This is a genomic window from Bacillus sp. V59.32b, from assembly GCF_003429085.1.
Classification (GTDB): Bacteria; Bacillota; Bacilli; order Bacillales; family DSM-1321; genus Peribacillus.
In genome coordinates, this window is the sequence record NZ_QVTC01000055.1 from 46,251 (window position 1) to 58,087 (window position 11,837).

The following is an 11,837-nucleotide window of genomic DNA, read 5'->3' on the forward strand; positions in this document are numbered from 1 at the left end:
TGCAGAAAAAATCAATTAGGAAACCATCGACAGCAATTGCCGCTATATTTAAAGAAAATTTGTCAATTCAAGGCTTGGAAGACTTACACTTTTTACTTTCCTACCCGTCAATAAACAGTTATGTATGAAAACAAGGCACGATCACTCGCGCCTTGTCCCATATGATAACGTATGATTATTCGGATTCTACTGTTTTGCTGTTTTCAACAAGGAAGTCAATTGCTTTACGAATTCTTAAATCGGATTTTACTCCGTCCATGCTTCCAAGAGCTTGCTTAATTGTTTCAGCATCCATGTTGTACATTCCAGCCATTTTTTCTACTTCTTCATTGACGTCTTCTTCAGTTGCTTCAATGTTTTCAGCATCTGCAATCGCTTCTAAAGTAAGGCTTGTACGCACACGGCCTTCCGCTTCTTCCTTCATTTGTCCTTGAAGCGCTTCTTTATCCTGTCCAGAGAACTGATAGTATAATTCGAGGTTCATGCCTTGACCTTGCAGGCGCTGTTCGAATTCATCCATCATACGGTCTACTTCGTTGGAAATCATAATTTCCGGAAGATCGATCTCAGCATTCGCAGCTGCTTTTTCTACAACCGTATCCTGAACCAGGTGCTCTTGCTGATGTTTCTTATCATGTTCAAGGTTTTTCTTTAATTTTTCTCTAAGTTCAGCCAATGTCTCTACTTCTTCATCGACATCTTTCGCGAACTCATCATCCAATTCAGGAAGCTGTTTCGTTTTGATTTCGTGAATCTTCACTTTGAATACCGCGTTTTTACCAGCAAGCTCAGCAGCGTGATATTCTTCAGGGAATGTTACTTCAACTTCCTTTTCCGCTCCTGTTTCAAGACCAACTAATTGTTCTTCGAAACCAGGGATGAAAGAGTTTGAACCAAGCTCAAGGGAATGGTTTTCAGAAGCGCCTCCCTCAAATAGTTCCCCATCAACGGACCCTTCGAAATCAATTACGACTGTATCGCCATTTTCAGCCGTTCCTTCTTCTCTAATAACAAGCTCAGCATGACGCTCCTGCTGGCTTTTCAATTCGTTTTCTACATCTTCGTCTGTAACTTCGGCATCGAATTTCTCAACTTCGAGGCCTTTGTACTCGCCTAATTTAACTTCCGGCTTCACCGTAACAGTCGCTTTGAAAATTAGGTCTTGTCCTTTTTCCATTTGCTCAACATCGATTTCCGGGTTATCAACCGGGCTGATTCCTGCTTCTTCAACAGCATTTGCATACGCATCCGGAAGCATGATATCAAGCGCGTCCTGGTATAAAGATTCCACACCGAATCGTTTCTCGAACATTTGGCGCGGCATTTTGCCTTTACGGAAACCAGGTACATTTACCTGTTTGACAACCTTTTTAAATGCAGCGTCTAAGCTTTCGCTTACTTTAGCCGCTTCCACTTCAACTGTAAGAACCCCTTGGTTCCCTTCTAACTTTTCCCATTTTACAGACATGTGTTTCCCTCCAAAAATCTATATACTTCATGAGGATGAAAGATCTAAAAAAAGTCATCCTTCAATTATACCCGAATAAATTGTATATTTTACAGCCATTACATTATAACACAGGTTTCCTTCGTTTCAATAACAATACGTTAAATTATCGGGAAAGAAATTTGATCAATCCGCTTTAAAAAGGCGACAATCTGCCTGACAGAATCGGGGTCCGATCGATTATCCTCTTCATCCAGATTGATGCCCTGGTATTCTTCCGCAAGCATTTGGTAAGCAGCTGCCCATTCTTCAAAACGGCCGTCCGAGGGGTCGTTCGGATACAAGATGAAATTATGTCTTTCAATCAAGCTTTTAACCATCTCATATAGAGTTGGATTTTTCTGTCCAAGACGCTCCTCGACAAGTTTCGTGACTCCGACTAGAAATTTGCTTTCAAGTACATCGCCTAAATCGATAGGGATTAACGTTACCGTTTCATCAAACTTCCAGACATCTACTTCCTTGTCGTATTCCTGCTCTTTCAAAATATTAATCAGCAGTGTCTTATAAAATGGATTCGCCTGTTCATCAAGCAGGAATCGCTTGATTTCAAGTACATACGGCCGGATATTGACTTCAGTAAGCCTTGTAATCGTTACTAAAATCTCGCTCTCCGTTTTGTCCTCAAACAAGCCGTCTTTCTCAATATCATGGTGAATTTTTTCTTCCCTTATGATTTCTTGGTTTTGTTTTTCCTCAGTAACACGCTGGCTGAATTGAAGCATTTTTTCAAAATGTTCGACCTTGTCAAAGGGAATATGGTTATCTTCAAGCAGCACCTTGATTGTTGAAGCCATTTCGTCATGCTCATTTAATTGAAGAAGCACCATCAAATAGATATTTACAACCTGGAAATAATCGCCTATCCCTTTATTCAGCAACTCCTTGCACAAATCTTTTGCTTCTGAATAATAACCCAATTCCACTAGAGAAACGACCAGCCCAACGTTCAAATCCGGATTTTCCGGCTCAAGCTCTCTTGCTTGGGTAAACAAATCGGCCGCTTGTCTGAAATCCTTTTTCGCAAGCTGATCCAATCCTTTGTCCACCAGCCGTCCAGCAAGATTCGGAAAAAGGATGATATTATCTTTATTATTTGGTTTGTCTTTTCCGCTCATCGGTAACTCCGCCTCATTTTTTCCTTTTTAATGAAAATCAGTTTAGCATGTAATGGGCGGAAATACAAAATTAACATGAAAACAGACTGCACATAATTGCGCAGTCTGTTTTCTATCACCTTTTATATAGTAGAAACTGGATTTTCTTTATTTTCAAACTCAGCGATTTGGGAGTCATATTGAAGCGTGATCGAGATTTCATCCCAGCCATTGATGAGCATTTCCTTCCAATAAGGGTGAATATTGAAGGAAGCTGTAAAATCTTCGTTGTCAGTTACCGTCTGATTAGGCAGGTCGATTTTAAGTTCATATCCCTGATTAGCTGCTTTCTCCATTAAATAAGAAACTTGATCCTTCTCTAAAGCAATTGGCAGCATCCCATTCTTCAAGCAATTATTTTGAAAAATGTCAGCGAATGAAGGGGCTATGACAATATCAAAGCCATAGTCCTGAAGCGACCAGGGGGCATGCTCCCTCGACGAACCACAGCCGAAATTTTCACCCGCAAGCATTATTCCCGCCCCTTTATTTTGGGGCTGGTTCAGTTCAAAATCTTTCCGTTCATTCCCGGCCTCATCAAAGCGCCAATCATAAAACAAAAACTCACCGAAACCGGTCCGGTCAATCCGCTTTAAAAATTGCTTGGGGATAATTTGGTCTGTATCTACATTATCTCTGTCCAATACTGCCGCTTTACCTTTATACACTGAAATAGGTTTCATGTGTATCAGCACCTCCTAATCTTGTTTAATAAGCTAGCTCAACCTTTTCGCGATTACCTTCCCATTCACGAATATCGACAAATTTGCCATGCAATGCGGCGGCGGCGGCCATCATTGGACTCACAAGATGTGTTCGTGCTCCGCTCCCCTGTCTGCCTTCGAAATTTCGGTTTGAGGTGGATGCACAATGCTCACCCGCCGGTACGATATCAGGATTCATACCAAGGCAGGCACTACAGCCCGATTCCCTCCATTCGAACCCCGCTTCGATAAACACCTTGTCCAGCCCTTCTTCCTCGGCTTTCTTCTTAACGTTCTGCGAGCCGGGTACTATCATCGCCTTAACCCCATCAAATACCTTTTTCCCCTTTACGATACCGGCAGCCTGCCTTAGATCTTCTATCCGGGAGTTCGTACAGGAACCAATGAACACGTGTTGAACGGGGATATCTGTAATCGCCATCCCTCCCGTCAATCCCATATATTCAAGCGCCCTTTGTAAAGACCTGTCTGCCGCGCCTTCCTGCGGTACATTTCCATCGACCGGGCTCGCCATTCCAGGGTTTGTCCCCCAGCTGACCATTGGAGAAATTTCGCTTCCGTCAATCACGATCTCTTTGTCATAGACAGCACCTTCATCGCTGGCCAGACTGTTCCAATCTTCAACATATTTCTCGAATTCCTCCGGTGCTGGCGCATGTTTTCTTCCTTTTAAATAGGAATAGGTGGTTTCATCAGGACTGACAAGACCGGCCCGGGCTCCGCCTTCAATGGACATATTGCACACTGTCATTCTTTCCTCCATTGACATATTGCGGATGACATCACCGCAATATTCCACGATATGTCCATTCCCGAAGTTCACTCCGTATTTCGAAATCACATAAAGGATCACGTCTTTGGCAGAGACGCCGGTCCCAAGCTCTCCATTTATCTCAAGCTTCAGCGTCTTCGGTTTCGTTTGCCATAGTGTTTGTGTCGCAAAAACATGCTCGACTTCACTTGTTCCAATCCCAAAAGCAATCGTTCCAAAAGCGCCGTGAGTGGAAGTGTGGCTGTCGCCACAGACGATTGTCATGCCTGGTTTTGTAAATCCCAGTTCAGGACCGATAACATGCACGATTCCTTGATCCGGGCTATCAAGGTCAGCCAATGAAATATTGAATTCCTTGCAGTTCTGCTCAAGCGCGGTTAATTGCTTCTTGGCGACCGGGTCACTAATAAAGTAGCGGTTGATTGTCGGTACATTATGATCCATCGTCGCAAATGTTTTATCAGGCCTTCTTACTTTGCGCCCCTTTAGGCGTAATCCTTCAAAGGCCTGCGGTGAGGTGACCTCATGAATATAATGTAAATCTATATATAACAAGTCGGGTTTATTTTCTTCTTGAACGACAACATGGCGATCCCATATTTTTTCGATGATTGACTTCTTCACGATTCTTAACCCCTTTCAGTGTTTAAAAAACACGGCCTAACTGATTAGGCCGTGCATGAATAAATTGTGATTACGCATAGGCCCCCATAATATGAGAGATAGCACCCTGATCGAGGATTGCCTCCTTTATCTCGGCAATCATTTCTTTAGTTGAAAGATTTCTCGTTTGGTTCCCCGCGATATCGCTTGTTCGGGCACCGGTATCCAATGTGTCTCTTACCGCTCTTTCAATTGCTTCGGCTTCTTCTTCTAATCCAAAGGATAGACGGAGCATCGAAGCCGCCGATAGAATCATCGCAATCGGGTTCGCGATGTTTTTGCCGGCAATATCTGGAGCTGATCCATGGATCGGTTCATAAAGGTTCGGGCCTTGAATCGAAAGGGAGGCTGAAGGCAACATTCCAAGCGACCCGGTTAGAACTGAAGCTTCATCACTTAGGATGTCGCCGAACATATTTTCAGTGACCACTACATCGAACTGTTTAGGATTGCGGATTAGCTGCATCGCTGCATTGTCTACAAGCATATGCTCAAGCTGCACATCAGGATACTGTTTCGCTATTTCCTCCGCTGTTTCGCGCCATAGCCTGCTTGATTCCAGCACATTGGCCTTATCAACCGATGTAACTTTCTTTCTTCGTTTACTGGCTAGTTCAAAGGCACACTCGATAATTCTTTTAATTTCATCTTTTTGATAAAACAACGTATCGACTACCGCTTCTTTTCCTTCGTGCGTTGTTCTTTCACTCGGCTTGCCAAAATACAAGCCGCCAGTCAGTTCCCTTACAATAACAAAATCTACTTCTTCAATAATTTCTTTTCTTAATGGAGAAGACTCGGAAAGACTGGAATAATAGCTGATAGGCCGCAGATTAGCGTAAAGGTTCAATTCCTTGCGAATCTTAAGCAGACCTCTTTCCGGCCTTAAATGCAATGGCTGGTTATCCCATTTCGGACCTCCTACTGCACCGAGAAGGACCGCATCACCGCTTTTACAAATTTCGACCGTTTGATCTGGAAGCGGTGAACCTGTATTGTCGATGGCTCCACCGCCAATTTCTCCATATTGAAATTGGAACTCGTGGCCATATCTTTCCGAGACAGCTTCCAGAATCTCAACCGCACCCCTTGTTACTTCTTTTCCAATGCCGTCACCGGGCAAGACAGTAATTGTCCTTCTCATATGAATCTTCTCCTTTCATTTTAGTTATTGTAAAACAGTTGTTCTATCATTCAAGTAAACTACGCGATTCACAGCATTTAAATAGGCTTTAGCTGATGCTTCAAGCACATCCTGCGCAAGTCCGCGCCCGCTCGTTTCCGTGTCACGGTACTTCATTTTTACGAAAACCTGCGCCAGCGCATCCCGTCCGGCACCAACAGATTGAATTCGGTAATCCAGGAGATTCACTTTGTCCCCGACACATCTTTCGAGAGTATTATAGAGGGCCTCAATGCTGCCGGCTCCGGTTGCCGCTTCCTGGATTGTTTCATTCTCGCTTCCCTTTAAGGTCACGGTTGCTGTTGGAACCTGGTTCGTTCCATAGGAAATCTGCATCGATACCAATTCAAAGAAATGGTTGTCTTTTGACAGCTTCTCTTCCAGGACAAGGGCAGCCAAATCATCATCCGTCATTTCTTTTTTCTTATCAGCCAGCTCTTTAAATTGCTCGAACAAACGGTTCATTTCTTCATCTGTCACAGCTAAATTGAGCTCCTCAAGCCTGCTTTTGAACGCGTGGCGTCCTGAATGCTTCCCTAAAACCATGGCATTCGTTGAAATACCGACAAGGTCAGGCGAAATGATTTCATAAGTGGTTCTTTCCTTTAACACGCCATCCTGGTGAATTCCTGATTCATGGGCAAAAGCATTTTGTCCAACGACCGCTTTATTCGGCGGCACGGAAACTCCGGTCAACTTACTGATCAGGTCACTCGTTCTCTTAATCTCATTTAACTGCAATCTAGTTTCCGCATGATAAAAGTCTGCTCGTGTATAAAGAGCGAGAGCCACCTCTTCAAGAGCGACATTTCCTGCTCTTTCGCCGATGCCATTGATTGTTCCTTCAATTTGCGTGGCACCCGCTTCAATTGCCGCCAAGGAATTGGCCGTTGCCATGCCTAGATCATCGTGGCAATGAGCGGAAAGATCGACTTTATTAATAGAAGGAACATGCTCTCTTAAATATTTAAAAATGCTGCCGTATTCCACCGGCGTTCCGTAACCTACCGTGTCAGGAATATTAATGACTTTCGCTCCCGCTCGAATCACTGCTTCTACAATTTCAGCAAGATAGTCCAGTTCAGTACGGCTTGCGTCTTCAGCTGACCATTGCACGATTGGAAAGCGCTCAGCCACATATTTTACAGATGCCACTGCTTTTTCGATCACTTGTTCTTTTGAAAGCTTAAGCTTATACTCACGATGGATCGGCGATGTGGCCAGAAAAATATGAATTCTTGGTTCTGCCCCTACCTTTAAAGCTTCCCAGGCCGCGTCCATATCACTTTGAATACAACGCGCTAGTCCTGTTACCGAACTGTTTCGGATCTTAGTGGCAATTTCCCGGACGGAATTTAAATCACCCTTTGACGCAGCCGGAAAACCCGCTTCGATAATATCAACGCCCAGTCTTTCCAGCTGATACGCAATTTCTAATTTTTCGGAAAAATTAAGATTGATGCCAGCTGATTGTTCCCCATCTCTCAGCGTAGTATCGAAAATATTAATCTTTCGCAACTGACACCACTTCTTTCTTCTTTTGTTGTTGTTGTACGAAAGGCATCATTTTTCTTAATTCACGGCCAACCGTTTCGATTGGATGCTCTTTTTCTTTTTCGTTAATTGCGTTAAATACCGGGCGGTTCGCTTGATTTTCAAGAATCCATCCTTTAGCGAATTCACCATCTTGAATATCCTTTAATACCTTTTTCATCTCTTCTTTTACATTTTCATTGACAACACGCGGGCCTGATACAAAGTCTCCCCATTGCGCCGTATCGGAAATGGAGTAACGCATTCCTTCAAGACCGCCTTCATACATAAGGTCAACGATTAATTTCAATTCGTGCAAGCATTCAAAGTAGGCAACCTCTGGCTTGTATCCTGCTTCTGTCAGGGTTTCAAAACCGGCTTTCACAAGGGAAGTCAATCCTCCGCACAGAACAGCCTGCTCTCCGAATAAATCCGTTTCAGTCTCTTCCTTGAAGGTTGTTTCCAATGCACCCGCTCGTAGCGCACCGATTCCTTTTGCATATGACAAGGCTAGTTCCTGCGCTTGACCGGTTACGTCCTGCTGAATCGCAAATAGTGCCGGTACACCCGCACCTTGTTCATATGTCCTGCGCACGAGATGACCGGGACCCTTAGGTGCTACGAGGAGGACATCCACATCTGCCGGCGGAACAATTTGATGGAAATGTACATTAAAACCATGGGCAAACATTAATGCTTGGCCGGATCGTAATACAGGCTCGATTTCTTCTTTATATACTTTCGGCTGCAATTCATCCGGCAATAAAATCATGATGACGTCTGCCTGGTCAGCAGCTGCGCGTACTGGATATACCTCGAAACCATCCTGCTCAGCATTATCCCAAGACTTGCCTTGTCTTAAACCAACAATTACTCTAACGCCGCTGTCGCGGAGGTTTTGTGCATGAGCATGACCCTGTGAGCCATACCCGACTACTGCTACCGTTTTGTTTTCAAAATAAGCTTCGTTTCCATCTGCATTGTAATAAACCTTTGTCATAGTTTTGCATCTCCCTAGTATATAAATTGGATTACTTACACGATTAGTAGACTTTTACTGCCGCCGCTACGCTGGGTTCCGCGCGGGAATGCGGTTGTACCTGTTCTTGCCAGTTCCTTAATTCCGTAAGGATTTAATAATTCGATAAAAGCTTCGATTTTGTCTGATTCACCAGTAATCTGAATCGTTAGGCTATCTTTGCTGACATCAATGACAGAAGCCCGGAAAGGTTCTATCAAAGCATAGATTTCAGACCGGTTTTGAGATGTGGTTAACACTTTTATTAGCGCAAGTTCCCTCGCTACAATGGATTGATTGCTAATATCCATCACCTTTAATACATCGATCTGCTTATTTAGCTGCTTTGTCATTTGTTCGATTACTTTTTCATCGTCCACTTGAACGACTACGGTAATTCTAGAAATCCCTTCTTGCTCTGAATGTCCAACTGTAATGCTTTCGATATTATAATTCCTTTTCGAAAACAGGTTGGTGATTCTGTTAAGAACTCCCGGCCTGTTGTTTACCGTCAGCGTGAGGATTCCTTTCATTTCTTTACTACCCCTTCCATTTCATGATGCCCTTTGCCCGGAGCAATCATCGGATAGACGTTTTCTCCTGGAGTTACATGCATATCTAGTAAAATCGGTCCATTCATCGACAATGCTTCATTCATTTTTTCTTCAGCTTCCTCGATTGTTGTCACTTTGTAAGCCTTAATGCCATATGCGTCTGCCAGTTTTACAAAGGATGGCTGATTCTGGAGCAAGCTGTGAGAGTACCTGCCTTTATAAAAAATCTCCTGCCATTGTCTAACCATTCCAAGAGACTGGTTATTTAAAATGATGATCTTGATAGGCAGATTCAATTCGGCGATAACACCCAGCTCCTGGCTGGTCATTTGAAAGTCGCCATCTCCAACAATTGCTGCCACTGTCGCATCAGGTTCAGCGAGCTGTGCACCGATTGCCGCCGGAACGCAGAAGCCCATCGTCCCGAGTCCGCCCGACGTTACCCAGGCATGGGGTTTGTTAAACGTGTAATATTGCGCTGCCCACATTTGATGCTGTCCGACATCGGTCACGACAATCGCATCACCATTTGTTTTTTTGTGGAGCATTTCAACCACTTTTTGTGGCTTCAACTCGCTGCTGTTATCTTCATAAAATAAAGGATAATTTTCCTTCCAGTCATTAACCTGTTGGACCCAAGCGGCTGCTTCAGGCAGCTTTCCATTTTGGGAGATTAATTGATTCAGAGCTTCTTTGGCATCTCCTACGACCGGAATTTTCGTTGGTATATTTTTGCCGATTTCAGCAGGGTCAATATCGATATGAGCTACGGTAGCATCAGGTGCAAATGAGGCAAGGTTTCCTGTAAGCCGGTCATCAAATCTTGCGCCGACATTTATTAATAAATCACATTCGTGCAAGGCCATATTCGCTGCGTAAACTCCGTGCATGCCCCCCATCCCGACAAACAATGGATGATCAGCCGGAAAACCACCAAGGCCGAGAAGGGTATGAACGACCGGGATTTCCTGCTGTTCTGCATATTTCCTTAACTCTTCAGATGCCTTTGCATGAAGGACACCGGCTCCTGCCAAAATTACCGGTTTCTTCGCGCCGCTTACTGCTTCAACCAGCTTCCTAATCTGGAGGTAATTCGGCTGCATCGTAGGCTGGTAGCCCGGTAAATCCATCGCTGGATCTTCCTCAGCTTCCCCTGACAGCACGGCCACGTCCTTCGGAATATCTATCAAAACCGGTCCAGGTCGTCCAGTCGAAGCAATATAGAATGCTTCTTTTATGATTCTTGGAAGGTCTTCCGGCTTTCTAACTTGATAATTATGCTTGGTAATCGGAGTTGTGATCCCAAGTACGTCGGCTTCTTGAAAAGCGTCTGAGCCGATTACACTTGTAGCAACCTGGCCGGTAAGCACAACGAGCGGAATAGAATCGATCATCGCGTCCGTGAGTCCAGTTACGATGTTGGTTGCCCCAGGCCCTGAAGTCGCGATTACCACTCCCGGTTTTCCTGTTATCCTCGCATATCCTTCCGCCGCATGGATTGATCCCTGTTCATGCCTTGACAATACATGGAATACACCTGAATCATACAGCGTGTCGTAAATAGGGAGTACAGCACCTCCCGGATATCCAAAAATGACTTCAACATTTTGCCTTTTTAATGCGTCAATTAAAAACTCCGCACCGCTTTTCTTCACTTTTTCACCTTTTCTTTCCGCCACTACTGCCTTTTCAATCATAATGAAAAATTCCTCCTCCCATAACCTAAATCACTCTCAAGCACTCTTTTAACAACAACAAAAAACCTCTCCACCCAAATAAGCCCGCTATTAGCAAGCTAAGGGGTGAAAAGGTTTTAACGGCCTATCCACGGTACCACCCTTATTCGCGCTGGACCGATCCTGCGCGCACTTTTGAATGACTGTCGCCATTCTGTTTTTGATAACGGGTACTGGTATACCCGTTCAGCTTTACTGGTTGACGTTCAAGCTGAAGCTCCGAGGGGAGTTCGTTTTTTGTGGCACTGCCGGTTCTCAGCTACCCGGCTCTCTGTGAATGCTTCGACAAAAAACTACTTATCCTCATCAATGCGATTGCTTATTCACTTATTTTTCTTTTAATGATAAAAAGCTTTAAAAGACTAAAGTTATTGTCTGTGATACAGTCCTCACTTCAGCGTTATGAATGTGTTGAACAATTCTGAAGTTGAATATTTTCCTGTTATTTGTGGATTATATTACGCTCATTTCATTGGCACGTCAACATTTTTTTAGAATTATTTGACTATTCAAATTAGTCACGGAAATTGTATACGCTTACACATGCATGGCTATAAGGTTTTTAAAATATAAAAAAATTTTGACGTTTCAAAAAACGGGCGATTCACTTCTTTATCAATCCTTGTTTCTTTAAGGATTCTTTTTGTTTGCGGGCCTTCTTGGTCAAGACGTACGTATTTTTATAAACCGCATACAAATTCAAGATCAAAGCTAAGGCCGCTGAAATAAGAATAATAAATGCGTTTAAACTCTCAAACCATTCAAAAGTTATGCCAATACTACCGAGAAATAAAAGTAATGAGCTTAGAAACCCGCACAATAATATTAGAATATCTCCTTTCATGTGTCCTCCTTTTTATAGGCATGTCCCTATTAATCATTTTTTAAAAGATTATCTTTCTTTTAGGCTCTGTTAAATTCCATTGTTGGTTTTCAAATGGTCATGGAATCTACTCGCTTTCCGCGGACGAACTGGCAAGCCTCCTCAC

The 11,837-nt window shown here is 43.6% G+C and carries 10 protein-coding genes and 1 other annotated feature; all 10 genes read right to left on the reverse strand.

Annotated features, from left to right (window positions below; genetic code table 11):
• Nucleotides 1-175 precede the first annotated feature (175 nt).
• Complete coding sequence (gene tig, locus D0463_RS13305; RefSeq protein WP_117307879.1) at nt 176-1,468, reverse strand: trigger factor; 1,293 nt, start codon at nt 1,466-1,468, stop codon at nt 176-178.
• A gap of 140 nt (nt 1,469-1,608) precedes the next feature.
• Nucleotides 1,609-2,625, reverse strand: a complete 1,017-nt coding sequence (locus D0463_RS13310) for a tetratricopeptide repeat protein (RefSeq protein WP_117307880.1) — start codon at nt 2,623-2,625, stop codon at nt 1,609-1,611.
• A gap of 122 nt (nt 2,626-2,747) precedes the next feature.
• Entirely contained in the window at nt 2,748-3,347 is a 600-nt protein-coding gene (gene leuD, locus D0463_RS13315) for a 3-isopropylmalate dehydratase small subunit (RefSeq protein WP_117307881.1), read from the reverse strand.
• A gap of 25 nt (nt 3,348-3,372) precedes the next feature.
• Nucleotides 3,373-4,785: a 3-isopropylmalate dehydratase large subunit gene (gene leuC / locus D0463_RS13320; RefSeq protein WP_483295741.1), complete on the reverse strand. Its 1,413-nt coding sequence runs from the start codon at nt 4,783-4,785 to the stop codon at nt 3,373-3,375.
• 70 nt (nt 4,786-4,855) lie between these two features.
• Nucleotides 4,856-5,968, reverse strand: a complete 1,113-nt coding sequence (leuB, locus tag D0463_RS13325) for a 3-isopropylmalate dehydrogenase (RefSeq protein ID WP_117307883.1) — start codon at nt 5,966-5,968, stop codon at nt 4,856-4,858.
• 24 nt (nt 5,969-5,992) lie between these two features.
• Nucleotides 5,993-7,525 carry a 2-isopropylmalate synthase gene (locus D0463_RS13330; RefSeq protein ID WP_117307884.1) on the reverse strand — a complete coding sequence of 511 codons (1,533 nt, stop codon included), beginning with the start codon at nt 7,523-7,525 and terminating at the stop codon, nt 5,993-5,995.
• Entirely contained in the window at nt 7,512-8,540 is a 1,029-nt protein-coding gene (ilvC, locus tag D0463_RS13335) for a ketol-acid reductoisomerase (protein WP_117307885.1), read from the reverse strand. Before ilvC ends, D0463_RS13330 begins: the two co-directional genes overlap by 14 nt.
• Before the next feature lie 35 nt (nt 8,541-8,575).
• Entirely contained in the window at nt 8,576-9,091 is a 516-nt protein-coding gene (gene ilvN / locus D0463_RS13340; protein WP_117307886.1) for an acetolactate synthase small subunit, read from the reverse strand.
• Nucleotides 9,088-10,809, reverse strand: coding sequence for an acetolactate synthase large subunit (gene ilvB / locus D0463_RS13345; RefSeq protein ID WP_117307887.1), 1,722 nt, complete (start codon nt 10,807-10,809; stop codon nt 9,088-9,090). Before ilvB ends, ilvN begins: the two co-directional genes overlap by 4 nt.
• Nucleotides 10,810-10,907: 98 nt before the next feature.
• Nucleotides 10,908-11,167, reverse strand: a binding site (T-box leader).
• Between the two features lie 285 nt (nt 11,168-11,452).
• Nucleotides 11,453-11,692: a phage holin gene (locus D0463_RS20295; protein ID WP_117307888.1), complete on the reverse strand. Its 240-nt coding sequence runs from the start codon at nt 11,690-11,692 to the stop codon at nt 11,453-11,455.
• Nucleotides 11,693-11,837: the final 145 nt, after the last annotated feature.

Coding starts and splice junctions, on each gene's coding strand:
- D0463_RS13310 (WP_117307880.1), bottom strand. CDS start 2,625: ATGAGCGGAAAAGACAAACCAAATAATAAAGATAATATCATCCTTTTT.
- ilvN (WP_117307886.1), bottom strand. CDS start 9,091: ATGAAAGGAATCCTCACGCTGACGGTAAACAACAGGCCGGGAGTTCTT.
- leuD (WP_117307881.1), bottom strand. CDS start 3,347: ATGAAACCTATTTCAGTGTATAAAGGTAAAGCGGCAGTATTGGACAGA.
- ilvC (WP_117307885.1), bottom strand. CDS start 8,540: ATGACAAAGGTTTATTACAATGCAGATGGAAACGAAGCTTATTTTGAA.
- leuB (WP_117307883.1), bottom strand. CDS start 5,968: ATGAGAAGGACAATTACTGTCTTGCCCGGTGACGGCATTGGAAAAGAA.
- tig (WP_117307879.1), bottom strand. CDS start 1,468: ATGTCTGTAAAATGGGAAAAGTTAGAAGGGAACCAAGGGGTTCTTACA.
- D0463_RS20295 (WP_117307888.1), bottom strand. CDS start 11,692: ATGAAAGGAGATATTCTAATATTATTGTGCGGGTTTCTAAGCTCATTA.
- ilvB (WP_117307887.1), bottom strand. CDS start 10,809: ATGATTGAAAAGGCAGTAGTGGCGGAAAGAAAAGGTGAAAAAGTGAAG.